The organism is Flavobacterium sp. FlaQc-49 (genome assembly GCF_044005985.1).
GTDB lineage: Bacteria > Bacteroidota > Bacteroidia > Flavobacteriales > Flavobacteriaceae > Flavobacterium > Flavobacterium cupriresistens.
On sequence record NZ_JBIPCS010000007.1, the window covers coordinates 117,217 to 140,976 of the forward strand.

24 protein-coding genes are annotated in these 23,760 nt (G+C 34.3%); 21 read left to right on the forward strand and 3 right to left on the reverse strand.

Annotated elements, in window-relative coordinates:
- The first annotated feature begins 41 nt into the window (after positions 1–41).
- From ACHRV3_RS15300 to ACHRV3_RS15400, 21 genes are all read left to right on the forward strand, one after another.
- Complete coding sequence (locus tag ACHRV3_RS15300) at positions 42–2,660, forward strand: tetratricopeptide repeat protein (RefSeq protein ID WP_395435282.1); 2,619 nt, start codon at positions 42–44, stop codon at positions 2,658–2,660.
- A gap of 4 nt (positions 2,661–2,664) precedes the next feature.
- A complete protein-coding gene (locus ACHRV3_RS15305) occupies positions 2,665–3,069 on the forward strand; it encodes a polymer-forming cytoskeletal protein (protein WP_047774640.1) in 405 nt (134 codons plus the stop codon).
- Positions 3,041–3,262, forward strand: coding sequence for an AtpZ/AtpI family protein (locus tag ACHRV3_RS15310; protein ID WP_395435283.1), 222 nt, complete (start codon positions 3,041–3,043; stop codon positions 3,260–3,262). Before ACHRV3_RS15305 ends, ACHRV3_RS15310 begins: the two co-directional genes overlap by 29 nt.
- Positions 3,262–3,645, forward strand: a complete 384-nt coding sequence (locus tag ACHRV3_RS15315; protein ID WP_395435284.1) for a hypothetical protein — start codon at positions 3,262–3,264, stop codon at positions 3,643–3,645. The genes ACHRV3_RS15310 and ACHRV3_RS15315 overlap by 1 nt, the downstream gene beginning before the upstream one ends.
- A 133-nt stretch (positions 3,646–3,778) precedes the next feature.
- Positions 3,779–4,957: a F0F1 ATP synthase subunit A gene (gene atpB / locus ACHRV3_RS15320; protein WP_395435285.1), complete on the forward strand. Its 1,179-nt coding sequence runs from the start codon at positions 3,779–3,781 to the stop codon at positions 4,955–4,957.
- Positions 4,958–4,997: 40 nt separating this feature from the next.
- Positions 4,998–5,198 (forward strand): ATP synthase F0 subunit C, encoded by a 201-nt coding sequence (gene atpE, locus ACHRV3_RS15325; protein ID WP_031453874.1) that lies wholly within the window; start codon positions 4,998–5,000, stop codon positions 5,196–5,198.
- An 80-nt stretch (positions 5,199–5,278) separates the two neighbouring features.
- Positions 5,279–5,770, forward strand: a complete 492-nt coding sequence (locus tag ACHRV3_RS15330; protein ID WP_395435286.1) for a F0F1 ATP synthase subunit B — start codon at positions 5,279–5,281, stop codon at positions 5,768–5,770.
- A gap of 4 nt (positions 5,771–5,774) precedes the next feature.
- Entirely contained in the window at positions 5,775–6,308 is a 534-nt protein-coding gene (gene atpH / locus ACHRV3_RS15335; protein ID WP_395435287.1) for an ATP synthase F1 subunit delta, read from the forward strand.
- 38 nt (positions 6,309–6,346) lie between these two features.
- Entirely contained in the window at positions 6,347–7,924 is a 1,578-nt protein-coding gene (atpA, locus tag ACHRV3_RS15340) for a F0F1 ATP synthase subunit alpha (RefSeq protein WP_395435288.1), read from the forward strand.
- A 90-nt stretch (positions 7,925–8,014) separates the two neighbouring features.
- Entirely contained in the window at positions 8,015–8,875 is an 861-nt protein-coding gene (gene atpG, locus ACHRV3_RS15345) for an ATP synthase F1 subunit gamma (protein WP_047774654.1), read from the forward strand.
- Positions 8,876–9,271: 396 nt separating this feature from the next.
- Positions 9,272–9,718 carry a GNAT family N-acetyltransferase gene (locus ACHRV3_RS15350; protein ID WP_395435289.1) on the forward strand — a complete coding sequence of 149 codons (447 nt, stop codon included), beginning with the start codon at positions 9,272–9,274 and terminating at the stop codon, positions 9,716–9,718.
- A 94-nt stretch (positions 9,719–9,812) separates the two neighbouring features.
- Positions 9,813–11,273, forward strand: a complete 1,461-nt coding sequence (locus tag ACHRV3_RS15355) for a lipopolysaccharide biosynthesis protein (protein WP_047774658.1) — start codon at positions 9,813–9,815, stop codon at positions 11,271–11,273.
- A 45-nt stretch (positions 11,274–11,318) separates the two neighbouring features.
- Complete coding sequence (gene dut / locus ACHRV3_RS15360; protein ID WP_047774659.1) at positions 11,319–11,753, forward strand: dUTP diphosphatase; 435 nt, start codon at positions 11,319–11,321, stop codon at positions 11,751–11,753.
- A gap of 88 nt (positions 11,754–11,841) precedes the next feature.
- Positions 11,842–12,858 (forward strand): sugar phosphate nucleotidyltransferase, encoded by a 1,017-nt coding sequence (locus ACHRV3_RS15365; protein WP_395426222.1) that lies wholly within the window; start codon positions 11,842–11,844, stop codon positions 12,856–12,858.
- Positions 12,859–12,899: 41 nt separating this feature from the next.
- Positions 12,900–14,249 (forward strand): tetratricopeptide repeat protein, encoded by a 1,350-nt coding sequence (locus tag ACHRV3_RS15370; RefSeq protein WP_395435386.1) that lies wholly within the window; start codon positions 12,900–12,902, stop codon positions 14,247–14,249.
- 7 nt (positions 14,250–14,256) lie between these two features.
- The gene (locus ACHRV3_RS15375) at positions 14,257–15,036 is read left to right on the forward strand and encodes a DUF4292 domain-containing protein (protein WP_395435290.1); all 780 of its coding nucleotides are present in this window, start codon (positions 14,257–14,259) and stop codon (positions 15,034–15,036) included.
- A gap of 23 nt (positions 15,037–15,059) precedes the next feature.
- A complete protein-coding gene (locus ACHRV3_RS15380; RefSeq protein WP_230004118.1) occupies positions 15,060–16,313 on the forward strand; it encodes a murein hydrolase activator EnvC in 1,254 nt (417 codons plus the stop codon).
- A 243-nt stretch (positions 16,314–16,556) separates the two neighbouring features.
- Positions 16,557–16,949 (forward strand): 30S ribosome-binding factor RbfA, encoded by a 393-nt coding sequence (gene rbfA, locus ACHRV3_RS15385; RefSeq protein ID WP_047774669.1) that lies wholly within the window; start codon positions 16,557–16,559, stop codon positions 16,947–16,949.
- Position 16,950: 1 nt separating this feature from the next.
- Complete coding sequence (locus ACHRV3_RS15390) at positions 16,951–18,150, forward strand: ABC transporter permease (protein ID WP_395435291.1); 1,200 nt, start codon at positions 16,951–16,953, stop codon at positions 18,148–18,150.
- Positions 18,151–18,323: 173 nt separating this feature from the next.
- On the forward strand, positions 18,324–19,751 hold the full coding sequence (locus tag ACHRV3_RS15395; RefSeq protein WP_047774672.1) for an MATE family efflux transporter: 1,428 nt from the start codon (positions 18,324–18,326) through the stop codon (positions 19,749–19,751).
- Positions 19,752–19,822: 71 nt separating this feature from the next.
- Positions 19,823–20,428, forward strand: a complete 606-nt coding sequence (locus ACHRV3_RS15400) for an N-acetylmuramoyl-L-alanine amidase (RefSeq protein ID WP_395435292.1) — start codon at positions 19,823–19,825, stop codon at positions 20,426–20,428.
- 277 nt (positions 20,429–20,705) lie between these two features.
- Here the strand turns inward: ACHRV3_RS15400 and ACHRV3_RS15405 are convergent, their stop codons facing one another.
- The 3 genes from ACHRV3_RS15405 to dusB all read right to left on the reverse strand — a co-directional run bounded on the left by ACHRV3_RS15405 (position 20,706) and on the right by dusB (position 23,635).
- Positions 20,706–21,122, reverse strand: coding sequence for a hypothetical protein (locus tag ACHRV3_RS15405; protein WP_230004126.1), 417 nt, complete (start codon positions 21,120–21,122; stop codon positions 20,706–20,708).
- A gap of 19 nt (positions 21,123–21,141) precedes the next feature.
- A complete protein-coding gene (locus tag ACHRV3_RS15410) occupies positions 21,142–22,482 on the reverse strand; it encodes a hypothetical protein (RefSeq protein WP_395435293.1) in 1,341 nt (446 codons plus the stop codon).
- A 160-nt stretch (positions 22,483–22,642) separates the two neighbouring features.
- Entirely contained in the window at positions 22,643–23,635 is a 993-nt protein-coding gene (dusB, locus tag ACHRV3_RS15415) for a tRNA dihydrouridine synthase DusB (RefSeq protein WP_395435294.1), read from the reverse strand.
- Between the last annotated feature and the right edge of the window lie 125 nt (positions 23,636–23,760).

Here is a 23,760-nt window from a genome sequence, read left to right on the forward strand (position 1 = left end):
AAAATCGTTTTTAGAAGTTAAATGATTTAAACTCTTTTCTATTGAAAAAGAATACTCTTAAATATAGCTTTTTTCTGGTGTTTTTCTTCCTTTTGATAGCCTGCTCTACCAAAAACAACACTTTTTTGTCTCGAAATTCTCATGCTTTAAGTACAAAATATAATATTCTGTACAATGGGGGTATAGGTTTAGACAAGGGATTAAAATCAATTCAAGGCAATAATCAGGATAATTTCTGGAAAATGCTGCCTATTGAGAAAATGCAGGTCGATGAGAGTTTCGCGGATGATACTAAAGCTAAAAATGCGGATTTCGAGAAGGCCGAAACAAAAGCAACAAAAGCCATTCAGAAGCATTCCATGAATATTGGCGGACGAGAAAAAAATTCTCAGATAGACGAGGCCTATCTAATGCTAGGAAAAGCCAGATATTATGATCAACGTTTTATTCCGGCTTTAGAAGCATTCAATTATATTTTATACAAATATCCCAACAGCAGTAATATTTATACCGCAAAAATCTGGCGCGAGAAAACCAATATGCGTCTGGGAAATGATGCGATTGTTGTAAAAAACATTAACAAATTATTAAAAAATACAGATCTAAAAAAACAAACTTTTTCGGATGCCAATGCACTATTGGCAGAGGCTTTCTTAAATTTAGAAAAGAGAGACAGTGCCGTTACCAAACTTAAAATTGCGGAAGAGTTTAGCCGTATAAATGAAGACAAAGCCCGTTACCGCTTTATTTTAGGACAGTTGTATCAGGAAGAAGGTAAAAAAGACAGCGCTATTTATTATTACGACGGAGTTATTGATATGAATCGAAAAGCCGATCGAAAATATATGATGCATGCTTATGCAAAAAAAGCACAACTGTATGATTATGAAACGGGTAATGATACCATTTTTATTGAAAAATACAATAAGTTGGTAGCAGATCGTGAGAACAGACCCTATTATGATGTACTGTTTTTCGAAATGGGTGTCTTTTTTGATAAAAGAAAAGAACAGGAAAATGCCTTAGAATTCTATAACAAATCATTGGACAGAAAATCCAAAGATCCTTATTTGATTGCTTCGACTTACCGGAACATCGGAAATATGTATTTTAAAAATACAGATTATACCATGGCTGCGAAATACTATGACAGTACATTGGTAAAATTAGATCCCAAAAGCAGAGAGTTTACATTTATAGAAAAAAACAGAAAAAACTTAGACAATGTTATAAAATACGAGGCCATTGCCAAACGCAATGACAGTATTATTACCGTGTATGGTTTACCGGCTCCCGACCGAAAGTTATATTTTGAAAATTATATAGTTGAGCTTAAAAAGAAAGACGAGGCCAAACGTATTCTGGAGGAAAAAGAAAAAGAGAAACTGGCTAATGTAGAGCGTAATACAAAAGCAGATAGTGAACCGACGGCTGTTAATCCGCAATCTCAACCCGGTATCGTTCCTCCCGGTGTTGGAGTTTTTAATCCGCCATCTGCTAATGAGACAACAAGTACCTTTTATTTTTACAATCCAACAACGGTTGCTTACGGTAAGTTGCAATTTAGAAAGTCTTGGGGGAACAGAATCTTAGGAGGTTATTGGAGAATGGCTTCATCAAAAGCGGCAAACGATGATGCAATAGCAAAAGAAGCAGCAGAGATGACTCAGGATTCTTTAAATGCGATAAAAGATACCATTGTTATCGAAAAATACACGACAGATTTTTATGAAAAACAGCTTCCCGCTACAGAGTTGGCTATGGATAGCATTGGAAAAGAGCGCAATTTTGCTTACTATCAATTGGGGCTTATTTACAAGGAAAAGTTTAAAGAATACAATTTAGCGAGTGGTAAATTGGAGCAATTATTGAAAAATAATCCAGAAGAAAAATTGGTTTTACCAGCCATGTACAATTTGTACAAGATTTACGAAATTACGGATCCGCGAAAAGCTCAGGAGATAAAATCGAAAATTACCACAAACTATCCAAATTCAAGATATGCACAAATCTTAAATAACACAGGTAACGATGATTTGGCACTCCCGGAAAAAGAATATCAAAAATGGTATAAATTATTCCAGGAAGAACAATTTGATTTGGTCTTGGATAATATTGATAATTTAATCAATCAATATTCCGGAGATGAGATCGTTTCTAAGTATGAATTATTGAAAGCGAATACATTAGGAAAAGTAAATGGTCTGGCAGCGTATAAAAAAGGCCTGGAAAATGTTGCCGATAATTATCCGAATAGTGTAGAAGGGAAAAATGCGCGTGAAATTTTAGAAAAACAAGTTCCAAACTTAGAAAAACTTGATTTTACAACTGTTGATGCAAAGAATTGGAAAATTATCTATCCAATTGCTAATGAAGATACTAAGACCGGAAAAAAAGTCGAGGAAGCAATTCACAAGTTTTTAGACATAGAGAATTTCCTAAAACTTAGAACATCTATCGATAGGTACAATAAAACCCAGAGTTTTGTGGTTATTCATGGTATAAAGTCGGAAGCTTATGCTAATGATCTTGCCGGTGTTTTCAGAGACGATAAAAAGTACAAAATCTCAAATAAGGCAATTATTATCTCGAGCGACAATTATAAAATAGTTCAAATTAAAAAAAATATTGACGTTTACACAGCCCCCAAAATCCCATAATCTAATGTTTGATAAAGTAAAAAAAAACGGAACAGAACTCTTAGGAAAAACCAATAGAATAGTAGAAGGAACCTCGATTATAGGCGACATCGTTTCAAAAGCCGATTTTAGATTAGATGGCGAATTAATAGGTAATTTTACCTCACAAGGAAAATTAGTTATCGGAGTTTCCGGTGTTGTAAAAGGTGAAATCGTTTGTAATAATGCTGATATTGAAGGAGAATTCCAAGGAAAAATAAAGGTTTTAGAAGTTCTTAATATAAAAGCTACAGCGCAAATTCACGGAGAAGTTACCGTTGGAAAACTTTCTATAGAACCCGGTGCCGATTTTACAGCGACTTGCAGTATGTTAACCAATACCAACGAAGTAAAACTAATAAATGGAAAAGGAGCCGAACAAAAGTCCTAACAATAAGTGGATTGCACTCATTAATATTCCATTTCAAATGGGTATTATTATCTTTTTATTTTCTTATTTAGGCGTTTGGCTGGATGAAAAATATTCGAATGGCTCTTCAGTTTGGACAATAGTTCTATCTTTGCTCTCTGTTTTTCTAGCCCTTTATAATGTCATTCGACAAGTTAAAAATTTAAATAAATAATGAATAGAGTTGTAGATTTTCTAAAGTATTTCGTTCCTTTTTCAATTGTATTATTTGCTGCACAGTACTTTGTAATGCAAGCATTGTCCCCAAAAGTAATTTTCTTCTATGCCGCATGGAGCATTTATTTATTTAATATTGCTGCTACATTTTTGGTTTATCTGTTTTTGATTTTTGTGAATAAAAATTTTTCAACTTATACAGGATTCGCCTTTCTTGGAACTAGTTTTATTAGAATGATGGCAGGTGTCGTTTTTTTGATTCCTTTTATTAAATCGAATGTTAAAGACCCGATAATAGACCTTGGCGCATTTTTTATCCCCTATTTTTTATACTTGCTTTTCGAAGTATATTTTACAATTCGATTACTAAACAAAAATTAAAAGCTTCATTATTAAGCTAATCGCAATGAAATATCGAAATATTAAAAATTATATCGATATATTTTCGATTTTCAATTTAATATGTACCTTTGCAAAAAATTTTTGAAACCTAAAATTAGATAAAGATTTAATAATGATAATTTCAAATAAACCAGTTCAGTACTTACTAGTTGCCTTATTCGCATTTACTTCGTCGACAAATTTCGCTTCAACTCCTGTTGATAGTGCTTCTGTTGAGCATAAAAATGTTGAGATAGTAGAAGAAGGAAGTCATCCAGAAGCAGGTGGTCACGGTGAAACTGTTGGACACAAAATAGAAAAAGAGTTTAATGCCAGTGAGCTGATTAATTCTCATATTGGAGATTCTCATGATTTTCATATTGCTGATTGGAATGGTCATCCTATTTCTTTTAATCTACCAGTAATTTTATGGACAAAAGGCGGGTTGGAAATTTTCTCGTCAAAAGAATTTCACCATGATAATGAAGGAGAACACGTTGTTGATATCAATGGTCAAAAATTAGTTCGTTATAAAGAGATTATTTTTTATGCTGACAAATTTGAGGAAATGGCACTTGAAGAAAGAGACAATGGAGCTTTTGCTTTTGATGCAAGACCTTTGGATTTTTCAATCACGAAAAATGTTTTCTCTATGTTAATGTCTGCAATTGTTTTGTTCTTCTTGTTTTTTGCAGTAGCAAGATCTTATAAGAAAAATCCAAATGCACCAAAAGGATTAGCAGGTTTCTTAGAGCCTCTTGTAACTTTCGTAAGAGATGAAATTGCAATACCAAATATAGGTACAAAAAAATACGGAAAATATATGCCGTATCTTTTAACGATCTTTTTCTTTATCTGGATTAACAACCTTATCGGATTGATTCCTTTCTTTCCATTTAGTTCTAACTTAACAGGAAATATTTACTTTACTTTTGTAATGGCTTTTATTACTTTTATCGTTACTACTTTAAGCGGAAACAAAAGCTATTGGGGACACATATTTAATACACCGGGAGTTCCTGTGTGGTTGGCTCCAATTATGATTCCTGTAGAAATTATCGGGATGCTTACAAAACCTTTTGCTTTGATGATTCGTTTATTCGCGAACATTACAGCAGGTCACATTATTATTTTGAGTTTAGTTTCTTTAATTTTCATTTTCAAAAGTATAGCTATTGGCCCGGTTGCTGGAGCGTTTGTTTTATTCATGAGTGTTTTAGAAATGTTGGTTGCTGCTTTGCAAGCGTATGTATTTACATTGCTTTCAGCATTATTTATTGGTCAGGCTGTTGAAGAGCACGATCATCATTAATCAGAGTTTTATTAATTATTAACTATATAAATTTATTATTATGGTATTAGCTGGAATCGGAGCGGGATTAGCTGTAATTGGTGCAGGTCTTGGTATTGGAAAAATTGGTGGTTCTGCAATGGACGCTATTGCTCGTCAACCAGAAGCTGCTGGAAAAATCCAGACTGCTATGATTATTGCTGCTGCACTTATTGAGGGTGTTGCACTTTTCGCAGTAGTTGTTGCGTTAATCGCAAAATAATTAAAATCTAAAACTTCCTGTAGCGGTTGGCTTCAGGAAGTTTTTTAAAAAAAGACAAACAATTTTAAATACATAATGTTATGCAATTAACTTCACCAGAAAGTTTAATTTTTTGGACAACAATTATCTTTATTGTTTTCTTCATTCTTTTGGCAAAATTTGCTTGGAAACCTATTTTGAGTGCTGTAAAAAGTCGTGAAGAATCTATCAATAATGCTTTAGCTTCTGCTGAGGCGGCTCGTAAAGAAATGCAAAATTTGACTGCAGATAATGAGCGTATTTTACAAGAAGCTAGAATTGAACGTGATGCTTTATTAAAAGAAGCTCGTGAAATGAAAGAGCAAATAGTAGCTGATTCTAAAAAAGAAGCACAAGAGCAAGGCTTGAAAATGATTGAGCAAGCAAAAGCTGCTATTCAAGTTGAAAAAAATGCAGCAATGGCAGATTTAAAATCTCAAGTTTCTTCATTGTCACTTGAAATTGCTGAAAAATTATTGAAAGACGAATTATCTAACAAGGATTCTCAAGCTAAATTAGTAGAGAAAATGTTAGGTGATGTAAAGCTAAACTAAGATTATGGCAAGTACAAGAGCAGCAATTCGTTATGCAAAAGCAATTCTGGACTTAGCAAACTCTAAAGGTGTTGCCGAAGTTGTCAATAACGATATGAAATCAATTGCATCTGCAATTGAGAATAATGTAGAATTGAGTACATTTATCCAGAACCCAACAACAAAAGTTGAAGTTAAAGAAAGTGCTCTTTTAGAAGTTTTCGCGAATGTAAATGGAGTAACCAAAGGTTTATTTCATTTATTATTCGAGAATAAAAGATTTGAAATTCTAGAAGCAATAGCTTTAGAATACAATAAATTATTTGATGAAAGCAATGGAATCGAAGTAGCAAAAGTTACAACAGCAATTCCTATGGATGCAGCATTAGAAGCTAAAGTTTTAGCTAAAATTGCAACATTGTCAGATAAAAAAATAACAATAGAAAATACAGTAGATGCTTCAATTATTGGAGGGTTTATTTTAAGAATAGGCGATAAGCAATACAACGCTTCTGTTGCAAACAGATTACAAGTATTAAAAAGAGAGTTAAGTAATTAGTTTTATTACACATAAAAGTGTCTAAATTATAAATTAAGATGGCGGAAATCAAACCTGCTGAAATTTCAGCAATATTAAGAAAGCAAGTAGAAGGTTTTGAATCTGGTGCTACGCTAGAGGAAGTAGGAACAGTACTTCAAGTTGGAGATGGTATTGCTCGTATTTACGGGCTATCGAACGTACAATACGGTGAGTTAGTTGAATTTGATAACGGACTTGAAGCTATTGTATTGAACCTTGAAGAAGACAATGTTGGTGTGGTACTTTTAGGACCATCAACAGGAATCAAAGAAGGATCAACTGCAAAAAGAACACAACGTATCGCTTCTCTTAAAGTAGGTGAGCAAATGGTAGGACGTGTAGTAAACACTCTTGGTTTTCCAATTGACGGAAAAGGACCAATTGAAGGTACTTTATACGAAATGCCGTTAGAAAGAAAAGCTCCTGGAGTTATCTTTCGTCAGCCAGTTACGGAGCCATTACAAACAGGTATTAAGGCAGTAGATGCTATGATCCCGGTTGGTCGTGGACAACGTGAGCTTGTAATCGGTGACCGTCAAACAGGTAAATCAACTGTTTGTATCGATACTATCTTAAATCAAAAAGAATTTTACGATGCAGGAAAACCTGTATTCTGTATATATGTTGCAATTGGGCAAAAAGCTTCAACTGTAGCAGGAATTGCTAAAATGTTAGAAGAAAAAGGTGCAATGGCGTATACCGTTATTGTTGCAGCTAATGCTTCTGATCCAGCTCCAATGCAAGTTTATGCTCCTTTCGCAGGTGCTGCAATTGGGGAATATTTTAGAGATTCAGGTCGTCCGGCTTTAATTGTTTATGATGATTTATCTAAACAAGCGGTTGCTTACCGTGAGGTTTCTCTTTTATTAAGAAGACCACCGGGACGTGAGGCATATCCTGGAGACGTTTTCTACTTACACTCTCGTTTATTAGAGCGTGCTTGTAAAGTAATTGCTGATGATGGAATTGCTAAAAGCATGAATGATTTACCGGACTCTATTAAGTCTATCGTAAAAGGTGGTGGTTCATTAACTGCTTTACCAATTATCGAAACTCAAGCTGGTGACGTTTCTGCTTATATCCCAACAAACGTAATCTCGATTACAGATGGTCAGATTTTCCTTGATGGAGATTTGTTCAACTCTGGAGTACGTCCTGCGATCAACGTAGGTATCTCAGTATCTCGTGTTGGAGGTAATGCACAGATTAAATCTATGAAGAAAGTTTCTGGAACTTTAAAATTAGATCAAGCTCAATTCCGTGAATTAGAAGCTTTTGCTAAATTTGGTTCTGACTTAGATTCTGTTACTTTAAACGTAATTGAAAAAGGAAAAAGAAACGTTGAAATCTTGAAACAAGGTTTAAACGATCCTTATACAGTAGAAAATCAAGTAGCTATTATTTACGCTGGTTCTAAAAACTTATTAAGAAACGTTCCTGTAAATAAAGTAAAAGAATTCGAAGCTGATTTCTTAGCATACTTAAACAGCAAGCATAAAGATACTCTTAATGCTTTAAAAGCTGGTAAGTTAGATGACAACATCACTGATGTTATCGAAAAAGCAGCAAAAGAAATTTCAGCAAAATATAACTAATAAGAGAATTAGTCAATTAGATAATTAGAAAATATCTCCGGATACTTCTGATTATCTAATTTTCAAATTGTCACATTTTCTAATTAATAGATGGCAAATTTAAAGGAAATCCGTAATAGAATTACTTCCGTTTCATCGACGATGCAGATTACATCGGCTATGAAAATGGTTTCTGCTGCAAAGCTTAAGAAAGCACAAGATGCAATCACTGCGATGCGCCCTTATGCCGAGAAATTAACGGAGTTGTTGCAAAATCTTTCGGCTACACTTGATGGTGAAGTAGGAGGAGATTATACAACACAACGTGAAGTAAAAAAAGTATTACTTGTTGCGATAACTTCGAACAGAGGTTTATGTGGCGCTTTTAATACTAACATTATTAAAGAGACTAAAAACCGTACTCAGTTTTACGCAGGAAAACAAGTAGATGTTTTTCCTATTGGTAAAAAAGGAAACGATGTTTTAGTTAAAACGCATAAAGTTCACGGTCATCATAATGCAATTTTTGATCATTTAACTTTTGATAATGTTGCTGCAATTGCAGATAACTTAACTGAAAAATTCTTGACAGGAGAGTACGACAGAATCGAATTGATATACAATCAATTTAAAAATGCCGCTACTCAAATCGTTCAGGTTGAGCAATTTTTACCGTTAGCTCCAATTAAATCTGATGTACCGGTTTCAACTGGAGATTATATTTTTGAGCCTTCAAAAGAAGAAATCGTGTTGACTTTGATTCCTAAATCATTAAAAACACAATTATATAAAGGAATTCGTGATTCATTTGCTTCAGAACATGGAGCGCGTATGACAGCCATGCACAAAGCAACTGACAACGCAACTGAATTGAGAAACCAATTAAAATTGACTTACAATAAAGCACGTCAAGCATCTATTACTAACGAAATCTTAGAGATCGTTGGTGGAGCAGAAGCTTTGAACGGATAATTTATTTAAGAGAAATAAAAAGAGCAGACAGTCATACGATTGTCTGCTCTTTTTTTATAGAACTGTTTTTCTTTCTGTATAGTTATAAAATGGTGATTCTCATTTTACTCAAAAAACAAGAATCGACACCATTTTAGAATTGAGTTGCAGAAACCTTAAAATCCGCAATGCTTTGTCTTTTTTGGGAACAAACAAGCTTTATTAGTCCCAATGCTCTGTTTTTGTAGGGTTACAGATCAGCTGTTATCAATCCCTGTTTAGCAAATTTAGAAAAGTATGGATAAAAAGAATTACAGAATTTTTAGCCTTTATTTATATATTTCGCACCATGGGCTGTGAATTATATAACAGGCAATGAAAAAAAATTAAGTATTTTTGTCCTCTATTTTTACACCAATGAAACTACAAATACAAGAACTTACTACGATCCCGGAAATGCTGGCACAAATTGAAACCATGCGATTTCTTTATCCGAATCTAACTATTGAAAAATACGAAGCTTATCTTTCTGAGATGGTACCGCGTAATTATATCCAAATAGGCGTCTTTGAAGAAGAGCAATGTGTGGGAATTACCGGTTGTTGGACCGCAACTAAATTATGGACCGGTAAATATCTCGAAATAGATAATTTTGTTGTTGATCCCGGACAGCGATCTAAAGGAATTGGAAAATTATTAACAGATTATATCGAGCAAAAGGCTTTAGATTCTGATTGTAGCAGCATTGTTCTAGATGCTTTTACCGGTAATTTTGCAGCGCATCGTTTCTATTATAATCAAGGTTATGGGCCCAAAGGCTTTCATTTTGTTAAAATTTTGGATGAAACAAAATTAACACACTAAAAAGACCTGCTGCGTTTTTTATTGAATCAACAAAAGCAATAATAAACGAAAGAATTGGTTATTTTTGTTTTACGAACTTTATTACAAGTATATTTTGGGATTATATAAAAATCTATTCAAACAAACGGCTATTTATGGACTAGCGACGGTGTTACCGCGAATGCTAAGTTTTTTATTAGTACGCTTGTATACCGGTATTTTACCAACGGCGGAGTACGGGGAAGTTTCTATCGTTTTATCCTGGATGGTCTTCTTTAACGTAGTGCTTTCTTATGGAATGGAAACGGCATTTTTTAGGTTTTATAGCGCAGAAGACGATAAAAAGAATGTTATCGCTACAGCGACAATATCAATATTCTGGTCTTCAATTGGATTTTTGTTTGCCGCATTAATTTTTAGAAATACGTTGGCAAATTGGGCTGAAGTAGATTCACAGTATATTACGTATTCAGTTTGGATTTTAGTTCTAGATGCGCTGGTTTTAGTGCCATTTTCTAAACTTAGAGCCAATCAGAGGCCAATGGTTTATGCGGCAATAAAGATTGGAAATGTCGTAATAAACATGGTATTAAATTTTTTCTTTTTAATATACCTACCCAAACTCGCCATCGCAAACCCAAATTCAGTTTGGGATAATTTATATATTGAAAACTTCCAGATCGCTTATATTTTCATAGCCAACTTATTAGCCAGTTTGGCCACTTTTGTTGTATTATCTCCAAATTATCTTTCGCTTGGACGAAAATTCGATCCGGTACTTTGGAAAAAGATGATGAAATATGGTTTACCTATTCTGGTTGCCGGACTAGCGTTTGCCGTTAACGAACATTTTGATAAAATCTTACTAGGTTATTTACTGCCTGAAAATTTGGCTAAATCTGAGGTTGGAGCTTATTCTGCCTGTTACAAGTTAGGTTTGTTTATGGTTTTGTTTGCAACTGCCTTTAGATTGGGTATTGAACCGTTCTTTTTTAGTCACGCCAAAAACGCCAACGCCCCACAGACCTACGCCGTGATCACGAAGTACTTCGTTATTTTTGGTTCACTGATTTTATTGGGTGTAATTGTTTTTGCAGATTTCCTGAAATTTCTTTTACTGGACAATAAATCCTATTGGGAAGCGATGAAGGTCGTGCCCTTAATCATACTGGCGAATTTCTTCTTAGGAATTTACAACAATTTGTCGGTTTGGTATAAACTGACAGATCAAACCAAAATTGGAGCCTATATTTCTATCGTTGGTGCTATAGTAACGTTGGTTTTGAATTACTTTCTAATTCCAAAATACAGTTATTACGGATCCGCAATTGCAACTATTTCAGCATATGGAAGTATGATGTTAATATCATATGTTTTAGGAAATAAATATTATCCTATTCCCTACGACATGAAGAAAATAGGGGCTTATTTAGGAATTTCAATCGCATTTTCTGCTATTTCTTTTTACGGATTCAGAGAGAAATATTACGTTGGAATCCCATTACTTTTAATCTTTATTTATTTTGTTTATCACAATGAAAAAGATACAATCAAAGGAATTATGAATAGAAAATAGAATGGGGTTAAATCCAATTTTATTTTTTTAGAATTTAATATAAAAATGAAAATACAAATTATAAATAAATCACAGCACGATTTACCAAACTACGAAACAATTGCTTCGGCTGGAATGGATTTGCGCGCTAATTTAACAGAATCAATAACTTTAAAACCACTGGAAAGAACCATCGTAAAAACGGGACTTTTTATTGAATTACCAATCGGATATGAAGCACAGGTAAGACCAAGAAGTGGTCTTGCAGCAAAAAAAGGAGTTACGGTTTTAAATTCTCCTGGTACTGTAGATGCGGATTATAGAGGAGAAATAGGTGTAATTTTAGTAAATTTATCAAATGAAGTTTTCGTAATCGAAAACGGAGAAAGAATTGCACAGTTGATTATCGCCAAACATGAAAGAGCAGAATGGGTAGAAGTAGAAGAACTTTCTATAACCTCTAGAGGTGAAGGCGGTTTTGGAAGTACGGGAGTAAAATAATTTACAGTCTCGATTTTCCGTTTATAAACTTTACAACAAACCAAACCAATTGAAGATTTTAAATCTTCCCATAAAAAATAAAAAACAAATGAAAATAATCGTTCCAATGGCAGGTCGTGGATCACGACTTAGACCACATACTTTAACTGTTCCTAAACCATTAATTCCAGTTGCAGGTAAATCAATCGTTCATCGTTTAGTTGAAGACATTGCTGAGATTTTAAAAGAACCAATCGATGAAGTTGCTTTTATTCTTGGAGATCCTGCTTTTTTTGGAGAGGATCTTGTGGAGAGTCTGGAAGAGTTAGCAGGTAGTTTAGGAGCAAAAGCATCTATTTACCGTCAGGACTTACCTTTAGGTACCGGACATGCTATTATGTGTGCAAAAGAATCGTTATCAGGCCCGGCAGTTATTGCCTATGCGGATACTTTAATCAGAGCTGATTTCGAATTAGATCCATCAGCTGATGCGGTAATTTGGGTAAAACAAGTTGAACAACCTGAAGCTTTTGGTGTTGTAAAATTAAACGCAAACAATGAAATTATTGAATTGGTTGAAAAACCAAAAGAGTTTGTAAGTGATTTAGCTGTTATCGGAATTTACTACTTTAAAGAAGTGGGTGATTTGAAAAAAGAACTTCAGAATGTTTTGGACAATAACATCCAAAATGGAGGAGAATATCAGATTAACGACGGAATTAAAGCCATGATGGCAAACGGAAAAGTTTTTAAAACCGGAAGTGTTGATGAGTGGATGGACTGTGGAAACAAAGATGTGACTGTTGAAACAAATACGAGAATGCTCGGATTTTTGCATAACGATGGAGAACATTTAGTAGACTTTGATGTGAAATTAGAAAACGCAACAATTATTCCGCCTTGTTATATTGGTGAAAACGTAGTGTTGAAAAACGCAACGGTAGGACCAAACGTTTCATTAGGAAAAGGATGTCATGTGATTGACAGTACCATTAAAAATAGTTTAGTACAAACGTTTTCTCAAATAAAAAATGCTAATTTAGACAATGCGATGATTGGAAATCACGTTAGCTATGATGGTAAGTTTACCAGTATTAGTATTGGTGATTATTCGGTTTTAGAATAGACAGGTAGTATTCTTTTGTTTTAAATGAAATTATAAAAATGATGAAAAAGGGAGTTTTAGTAATTTTGTTTTCTGTTTTCTTTGGTAATACGATGTCGGTTATGGCTCAGACAGAACCGGAGGATATTGCTATGGTTACAGACGAATATAAAGACTCTTTTTTCGAATCATTAAAGCAAAAAGGAATTGAAAATTATGATAAGGCGATCGTTTCGTTGCAGAAATGTATCAAGTTAAAACCCAATGATGCAGTTGCTTATTTCGAATTAGGCAAAAATTATCTGGCTTTAAAAGAGTATAAAAATGCACAGGATTCTTTTGAAAAAGCGACTCAGCTAGATCCAAAAAACAAATGGTTTTGGCTTGGAATTTATGATGTAAGTTTTGAAACCAAAAATTACAATCTCGCAATTGAAACCATTCAAAGAATCATTTTGTTTGATGAAGAGTACAAAGACGATCTGATTTCGATATACATGATAACCAATCAATACGATAAAGCGTTGGTTGCGATTAATGAAATGAACGACAAGTTTGGGAAATCATCAGATCGTGAAATTTATAAGAATCAGATCATGTCTCAGGGGAAATATCAAAATGCAGAGATTGGCAATTTGATTGATCAGATTAAGAAGAATCCAAAAGAAGAATCCAACTATGTAAACCTGATTTTTCTGTATTCGAAAGGAGAAGAAACGGACAAGGCTATAGATGTTGCCAAGCAATTGGCAAAAGAAATTCCGACTTCAGATTGGGCGCAGGTCAGTTTGTTTAAGGGGTATTTAGATGCCAATCAGGCTGATAAAGCGATTAAGGCGATGAATGTAATTTTGTCCAGTGCAAAAATTGATTCAAAAATAAAACACCGTACCTTAAATGAATTTTTGATTTATGTGAATAAAAATCCGCAGTACGCTCCGGATCTGGAAAAAGCGATTTCTTATTTTGATAATGATAAAGAAATTGATGTTGCAAAAGAAATAGGAAAGTTTTATCACAGCAAAAATCAGTTTGAAAATGCCATTAAGTATTATGAGAAAGATCTAAAATCAAACTCAGATACCGATCGCGAGACCAATTTACTTTTGCTGGAGGCTTATACACAGGCAAAACAATTTGAGCCTATGACAAAAAGAGCTATGTATATGATTGAAGTGTACCCGAGCCAACCGCAATTTTATTATTATGCCGGTTTAGGGAACAATCAATTGAAGCAATTTAAAAATGCAAAAACGGTTTTAGAAATGGGACTGGATTATGTAGTTGACGATATAAAACTGGAATCGAATTTTAATATTCAGTTAGGTGAGGCTTACAATGGGTTAGGAGATGCTAAGAAAAAAGAGGAATACTTTTTGAAGGCAAATGAGTTATTGAAGAAAAAAAAGTAAAGAGTAAATGAAAAAGTATATAATAATACTATCGATGTCCGTTTTTGTGATTTCTTGTAAATCTAAAGCTGTTGCCGTACAAAACAATAAAACGGAAGTAGTTGAGGCAAAAAAAGACAAAAAAGCAATAGAAAAACATTACGATAATAAATTAGATTTTTCAACCGTATACATAAAAGCAAGTGCAAGGTATGTCGATGAAAAACAAAGTCAAAATGTTTCGGCCGAGATAAAAATCGAAAAAGACAAACAGATTTTAATAAGTGTTCGTTTTCTGGGAATTACCATGGCAAAAGCGTTGATAACGCCGACAGCTGTAAGTTATTACGAAAAAATAAACAGTACTTACTACGAAGGCGATTTTACGAGTTTGAGCAAATGGTTGGGTACAGAATTGAATTACAGTAAGGTACAAAACTTATTGGTAGGTGAGGCTTTAGAAGATTTGAGAAAAGGAGACTTCACACAAACCATTGTAGAAAACCTCTTTCGTCTGGAAGATCAAAAAGAAGCGAATATCAAAAAAGTATTCTTTCTGGAACCGGAAAAATATTTGTTGCAAAAGGAACAAATTTCACAACCATCAGAAAACAGAATGTTAGAAATTAAATATTCTGACAGTAAAGTTTTTGATCAGGGAACACTTCCAACTGCAATCGAAATTAATGCGATTCAGCCGAAAGGAAAAACAGATATTAATTTAAATTACAATACTATTTCGTTCAACGAACAACTTTCTTTTCCGTATAGCGTACCAAGTGGCTATAAAAAGGTTATAATTAAGTAAATTTGCAAAAAGAAAAAAGAAACATGCCGAAATTTCTCCTAAGTCTGATTTTTATATGTGCCTCTACAATGCTGTGGGCACAAGATTCGCAACAAGAAAAGCTGGAACAGCGTAAAGCTCAGATTCAGCAGGAAATTAGAGATAACGAAAAGATGTTGCAATCCGTAAAGAAAAAAGAAAAATCAGCGGTAAATGTATTTTTAATTCAGGCCAATAAAATTAAGCTGAAAGAAAAGCTGATTAATACTACGGCAAAACAAGAGAAACTTTTAAGTAACGATATGTATATTAACCAAGTTAAGGTTAATAAACTGAAAAAAGAATTGGCGATTCTAAAAGAGGATTATGCCAAGATGATTCTTAAATCGTATAAAAGTCGTTCGGAGCAGAGCAGGGCTATGTTTATTTTATCTTCGGAAAGTTTTTTGCAAGCTTATAAAAGAGCGCAGTATTTAAAACAGTATACGAATTTCAGAAAAAATCAAGGTTTAGAAATTCAATCTAAAACGGCAGAATTAGAAAATTTCAACACAAAACTAAACGGTCAGAGGCAAGTCAAGAAAAAAATTATTGCCGAAAATCAGAAAGAGCGTTCTGCTTTAGAGATTGAGAAAAAAGAGCAACAAAAGCTGGTTAACTCAATCAAAAAAGATAAAAATAAAATTATTGCCGATACCAAAAGCAAGCAGCAGGAAGCAAAAAGAATCGACAGACAAATCGATCGTTTGATTCGTGAAGCTATTGCGGAGGCCAACAGAAAAGCAGCGCTGGAAAGAGCAAAAGAAAATCCGGGATCTACAGCATCAAATGTACCAGTTTCCTCTTCTAAAATTGCATTGACACCGGAAGGAAAAATTCTAGCTGCCGATTTCAAAGCAAACAGAGGAAAATTACCTTGGCCAGTAGAAAAAGGATTTATTTCTCTTGGTTACGGAGATCAGCCGCACCCGCTTTATCCGTCATTAACCGTGCACAATTCAGGTGTAGAGATTACGACCGAACAAGGAGCAAATGCCCGTGCCGTATTTGCGGGAGAAGTAGCGAGTATCATGGTTTTATCTCCAATTAACAGAGCTGTTATGATTCAGCATGGAGATTATTTTACCGTATATCAGAATTTAAGTCAGGTATTTGTAAATAAAGGAGATAAAGTAAATATCAAACAAAGTATCGGGAAAGTAAGAACCAGTGGTGATACAGGAAAAACAATCATTAAGTTTTTGATTCTTCAAAATACATCAAATAACAATCCGGAAGGGTGGTTGCAGAATAGATAAAAAAAGGGAGCTCGGCTCCCTTTTTTTATGAACTTTTTTTAATCATATCACTCTAATAAAGGTCTCATCATAGCGATGGTCAAAAAAATGCAACTAAAGATTCCATTATCTGCTAAGGGTATGAATGAAAAACTTTAAAAAAAAGAAGAGTAAAAACACCTTAAAACCACTGCGAATGCAAAAATCAGTCTATTGTTTATTTGAAATGGTATTGATTGAAATTTAAAATAGTATTTTTGCAGTATGGAAACAAATAGACAGAAAAAAATAGGCGGTGTCATCCAAAAAGATTTGGTTGATATTTTGCAAGGTGAAGTGAGAAAAAACGGAATTAATAATTTAGTAATTTCAGTATCCAAAGTAAGTGTTACTTCAGATTTATCGGTTGCTACCGTATATTTAAGCATTTTTCCTCAGGAGAAAGCCAAAGAAACTTTAGAGGGTATAAAATCAAACTCCACTTTAATTAAGCACGATTTATCACAACGCGTTCGTTTGCAATTGCGTCGTGTACCTAATTTGGTATTCTTTATCGATGACTCTTTAGATTATATTGAGAAAATTGACAATGCTTTATCTAACAGAGAAAATCCAATTGAAAATCGTGATCTTTTAGAAAAAAGAAGAAAATCATAAGTTGAATTTCCCATTTTACATAGCCAAGCGTTATATTTTTAGCAGAAGTAAAAACAATGCTATAAATATTATCAATTATATTGCCAGCATGGGGATTATTGTTGGTACGATGGCTTTGTTTGTGGTGTTATCCGTTTTTAGCGGATTAAAAGTATTTAGTCTTTCGTTTACAAATGAAATCGACCCTGATTTAAAAATGACCAGTACCTATGGAAAATCATTTTTGATTACACCCGATCAGGAAAAACAGATTAAAGAAATTAATGGGGTCGTTTCGTATACAAAAATTATTGAGGAACGGGTTTTGTTTCTTTTTAAAGACAAACAACAAGTTACTTACATAAAAGGAGTTGACAGCAATTATGTCGCTGTAAACGATATCAGAAAAAAACTTTTCAACGGACAATGGCTAAAACCGGACACCTATCAGGTAGTCGTTGGTTATGGAATTGCAAGAGATTTTTCGATGGGCATATTAGATTTCGAAAATCCCTTGCAAATATTCGCGCCTAAACCGGGAAAAGGAGCTTTTGAAAATCCCGAAGAAGCATTTAATAAAACAGATGTTTTACCGGTCGGGATTTATTCCATTAGCGAAGATTTAGACTCCAAATATGTGTTTGCCGACTTAGGTTTAGCACAGGAATTATTGCTGTACAAACCGAATCAGATTTCGGGAATTGAATTTAATATAAAGGAAAATGCCGATGAAAAGGCAATTAACCTTCAATTAGAAACTATTTTCAAAAATAAAATTACTGTAAAAAACAGAGCACAGCTTAATGAGTCTTTGTATAAAATGCTCAATACCGAAAATATAGCGGTTTATCTTATTTTTACCCTTGTGATTATTGTGGCACTTTTTAATTTGATCGGGGCTTTGATTATGATGATTTTAGATAAAAAAGGAAATCTTAAAACCCTTTTTAATCTGGGTACGGAAATCAATCATCTAAGGAAAATATTTTTACTTCAGGGAACATTACTAAGTGTTTTTGGTGGCGTTATTGGCCTTGCGTTGGGTATTATCTTGGTCGTACTGCAACAACAGTATGAGTTAATTATGATTACACCAACTTTGGCGTATCCGGTCGTTTTTACTTTAGAAAATGTACTGATCGTAATGGGAACCATTATTTCTCTTGGTTTTGTAGCTTCTTTAATTGCCAGTAGCCGGGTAAGTAAAAGACTATTAGATTAGTGTTTTCTTAGTAAGAAAATAATACCTATATTTATCGTCTTAAAAATTCAAGTTTATGATTGTTTCTGCCTAGTCCTATTTTTATTTTTTTAGAATAATTAGGATACTTACGTTTTTTTCTTCAGTTCAGGTCTTTGCATCTGGGCTCATTTTTACATTTATCTTAATATATCATGACAGAAACAACCATAAAGAAGAGTTTATTTTCTAAAATTTTCACCACATTAAAATTAGCAATCAAAGGAGACGAGTCTTTTGATTATACCGAAGGAAGCATTAAAAAAGCAGTCATATTACTAGCCATACCGATGGTTTTAGAAATGATGATGGAATCGGTATTTGCGCTTGTCGATTTGTACTTCGTCGGCCATCTAGAGCATAGTAGTTTTGCCATTCAAACCGTTGGTTTAACAGAATCAGTCATTACAATTGTATATTCAATTGCAATAGGAATTAGTATGGCAGCAACAGCTGTTGTAGCGAGACGTATTGGAGAGAAAGATCCGATTGCAGCTGCAAAAGCGGGAATGCAGGCTATAATTATCGCCTTTGTAATCAACAGTGTAATGAGTATTTTAGGTTTTATTTATGCCAAAGATATTCTGATATTCATGGGAGCCTCAGTTGATGCGGCTGAACATGGCTATCGATTTACACAAATTATGATCGGCGGAAGTTTATGTATCATGCTTTTGTTTTTGATTAACGGAATTTTTCGTGGTGCCGGAAATGCGGCTATTGCTATGAAAAGTCTTTGGTTGGCCAATATTTGCAATATCATTTTATGTCCAATTTTGATTAACGGCTTTGGCCCAATTCCCGCGTTTGGACTTACTGGTGCTGCGATAGCAACTACCTTAGGAAGAAGTATCGGGGTTTTTTACCAATTGTATCATTTGTTTTTTGGGAAAGGCGTTCTGAGAATTTATGCCGCTTATTTTATTCCTGACTTTACACAAATAAAAGCATTGGTAAAAATTGCTGCTCCGGGTGTTTTACAATTTGTAATTGCCTCTTGCAGCTGGATTTTTCTGGCGCAATTGGTAGCAACAACAGGAGGTGATCATGGTTCTGCCGGATATCAGACGGCTCTTAGAATCATGATGTTTTTTATACTTCCGGCCTGGGGACTTAGTAATGCAGCGGCCACTTTGGTTGGACAAAATTTAGGAGCCAAGCGAATTGATCGCGCCGAGAAATCGGTTATGACAACAGCGAAGTACAATGTCATTTTTATGGCTACAATTATGGTAGTTACATTAGTTTTGGGAAAATATATTATTTCTTTTTTCACCAATGACGAAAGTGTAAAAACCATCGCAGTCGAAGCTTTACAAATTATGAGCATTGGTTTTGTATTCTACGGAATCGGAATGGTTTTAATAAACACATTCAACGGAGCAGGAGATACGTGGACACCAACGGGAATTAATTTCTTTGGATTTTGGTTGTTCCAGATACCATTGGCTTTTTTACTGGCAAAGCACTACCAGATGGGACCAACAGGTGTTTTCATCGCAATTCCGGTTGCTGAAACCGCTATAACACTGGCAGGTATTTTCTTTTACAAACGTGGAAAGTGGAAACGTGTTCAGGTGTAAGTTTTATTTTTGTACAATATTTCTTAATCAGTCTCGTTAGAATTGATTAATAAACCAAAAAATAAACTAGCATGAAAACCAGCACCAAAATTTTAGGAATCCTTAGTACAGCATTATTATTTACCCTTTTTGCTTTTAAACCTGCTGCAGAAAAAAGAGTAATTGTTATTGACGCAGGTCATGGTGGCCATGATTTTGGTGTAGCGATGTATGGTTTTCAGGAAAAGATCATTTCAGAAACGATTGCTAAAAAAGTAAAAGAACTCAATAAAGATGCTAATCTCGAAATTGTATTACTTCGTGATGCGGATCATTTTATGGAATTTAGCGAAAGAGTTTCCATAATCAATAACATCAAACCTGAATTGGTCATTTCATTACATATCAATTCTTCGAAAAGTTTTGAAACCAACGGAGTCGACGCTTATATTACATCAAGAGAAGAGTTTCATGGAAAGTCGAAAGAAAAAGCAGAGAAGATCCTTACGGAAGTTTCGGGTGAAAATCTTTTGAAAAGAAGAATAAACGTAGCTCCTTTTTATATCTTGAAAAATGCTAATTGTCCTGCTGTACTGTTAGAGATGGGATTTTTGTCTAACGAAAAAGACAGAGCTTACATCACCAGTGAAAGCGGGCAAAATGAGGTGGCTGCTAAAATTTTGGAATCAATAAAGTAATAGGAAACATTTAATGTTCTGTGAATAATCTTGATTTCTGGGTCTGTTTCTTTTAAAGATTTGTTGACAGATATACTTTTTATTTACGTTTATTAAGTATCGTTAGATAGGTGTGTCAATTGTGGTACTTCTGAGCTATAGTTCATAACAAGAAAGGAATTACAAAGATTATAATGTGTTTTTGATTCTTAAATTTTGCTTAACTCAAATTATGAGCCATCCAAATTACTAAAGTTTGGATGGCTCATTTTACTTAATTTTGAGATGAAAAGATTTGTTAATCTTTGCCAATTACTTTAATTCGAATTACTGTAAGATTTCCGTATTTTTCTGCATCTTCTTTTGTCCAAAATAGTTCTTTGTCTTTTGATCTTTTTTCAAATACCCAATCAATTGGCTCTTTTACGTAGATAAATAAGCCGATGTTGTTTTTTTCTATTATACTCCCATTTTTAAATGCTTCTGGATCAGTAAAATAAAAAGAGAAATAGGACTGTTCTCCTAGAGTCGCCCAGGCAGTTTTTATTTCCGGTTTTATTTCTTTTAGCAAATTTTTCAAGGGTTTATTTAGAAACTGCTGTTCATTTGTTTTTAATTTATAAGCATCTTTTGGTAGTTGAACGATTTGTTGTGCATTGCATGCAACGTTCATAAATAGTAATAGGATAGGGATTATTTTTAATGTAAATTTCATGACGTTATATTTTTTTTGTTTAGTAGCAAGGAACTGTAGTGTATGCTTTATTCCCATTAGGTTGTGTTATTTGTTTAATTTTTATAGGTTGAAAATCACCCGTGCTATCTTGTTTAAATAATGTTATTCCTGAATTGTGCTGATCTAAAACATATGCCATTGCTATTGCTAATCCATTTTGGCTATATCCCATAGCTGGTCTGAGCGCTTCCATTTCATAAAATAAACTATCGGGAAATTCGGGAGTATTAGGTGGATTTATGTAAGCTGGATAAGCTTTTACAAAAGCTTGTGCTGCTACTAAATCTGTAACCACAATTGCGTAAACTTCACCACCAGTTAAAACAAAAGAAGTGTTAAAGAAAACACTTTTTTCATTCAATGTAACACTGGCATAGATGTCGCCAGCAGATGGTTTAGTATTATTTGGGTGGTTGTGTAAAACCGCAAATGCTCCAGGCCAAGTTGTATTTGTTACAACATTATATTGTCCTCCGTTATTCATCGGAGCTTGACTTATCTCATTGTAAGTACTTCTTCCTAAAGTGATACTGTGTTCTTTTCCGTCTGAACTTGCGGCAATTATTGCTGCTTTCGCAGCTGTAAAAGTAGTAGATTTAGCATCTAAAGTAGCCTGTGCTGCTGTCTCGCAAGGGTCTAAACCTGTGTTGTTTTGCGGAGGATTTGAATTCCCTCCACCGCCGTCTGATGACCCCCACATATAACTCATGTCAGCTGAACTTTCAGGGCTTGCCCCACCTGAAGCCCAGTCAAAATATTCAACATCCAAAGCATATGATTTGTGATATCGGTTAATAATGATAACCTCACGTAATTCTATCTCACCACCAGTACTTTTACTGATTCGTTTTTCTGCTCCAAAATACTGTATAACCAAAAGGCCATTTTCTACTTTAAAACCAGTAATCAGACTACCGTCAATTCTATAAAGAAATAGTTTTCCCGAGAAAAATTCAGTTGATACCTTTTGATCCGGAGTCATTTTTACTATAGCCGATTTCAGTACATTGTGTACCTTAAGTAGAACTAGTCGGGTGGTGCTTTCTTTTTCTGTTGAGAATACGGGTATTACCGTCATAAACTGATCGCTGTTTATTATTTTTTCCTGAGTTATATTTGCTGTATCGGGCGACAAAACAGTTTTTTTACTTGTTGTTGCGTCTGTTGTTATAGCATGCTCTTTTAGAAACCCAAGAGTTTCATCAATACTGACGGTTTTTATGTTTTTGTTCTGTTCCGTATTGTTTTCTTCTTTCTGACAATTAGTTAGTGTCATTGTCAGGAATAAAAATAGTAGTAATTTGTGGATTTTGGGTTTGCTTTTTTCTATCCGGCTCATAGTTAGTTGAGTTTAAGATTTTTCTTGTTTTGATCAAAAATAGGATAAAAATTACAAAGAACAAGTGTAAGAGCGAATAGTTTTTTTTCTGAGAAGAATGTTTTTCATGTCAATTTAATAACATAAAAAAAGACCTTCATTTTTGAAGGTCTTTTTACTTTTAAACAAATTCGTATCCGGCATAAACGTCTTTAATTTCATCCATAATGGTGAATAAAATTTCAGGTTCATCGGTTGTAACCAATTTTTGTTTGTATTCTTTAAAAGAGTGAATTCCTTTGAAATAATTAGTATAATGACGACGCATTTCTACAATTCCCAAACGCTGGCCTTTCCAGTCCATAGACCATTGCAGGTGGTTTCTGGCGGCTTCAACGCGATCTCCGACTGTTGGAGCAGCTAAGTGTTCACCGGTATTAAAATAATGCTTGATTTCGTTGAAAATCCATGGATAACCAATGGCAGCACGACCAATCATGATACCGTCAATGCCGTATTCGTTTTTATATTTTAATGCTTTTTCGGGGCTGTCGATATCGCCGTTTCCAAAAATGGGCATTGTAATTCTCGGGTTGTTTTTTACACGTGCAATATGCGACCAGTCGGCATGACCTTTATACATTTGGGCACGGGTTCTGGCGTGAATGGTTAGAGCCTGAACGCCAATATCCTGAAGCCTTTCGGCAACTTCATCGATATTGATAGAGTTGTCATCCCAGCCTAAACGTGTTTTTACAGTTACCGGTAAATCAGTACTGCGAATAACAGCTTTGGTTAAACGCACCATTAAGTCAACATCTTTTAAAACTCCCGCACCGGCACCTTTACAAACTACTTTTTTTACAGGACATCCAAAATTGATATCTACTAAATCGGGTTTTACGGCAGAAACAATTTTAGACGAAAGGGCCATTGCTTCTTCATCACCGCCAAAAATCTGAATACCAACCGGACGTTCGTAATCAAAAATATCCAACTTCATTCTACTTTTAATAGCATCACGAATCAATCCTTCCGACGAAATAAATTCAGAGTACATTAAGTCAGCACCATGCGTTTTGCATAATCTGCGAAACGGCGGATCGCTCACGTCTTCCATCGGTGCGAGTAATAAAGGAAATTCGGGTAATTCTATGTTGCCAATCTTGACCATCTTCAATATTTTGTGCAAAATTACAACTTTTAGTTTAATTGATTGCTATTTAGAGGGGCAAAGGGAGAAAGGGGTAAAGCTGTGGGTTAGTTTCACCATATAAGTGATGTAAGTCCAGTGCAGTA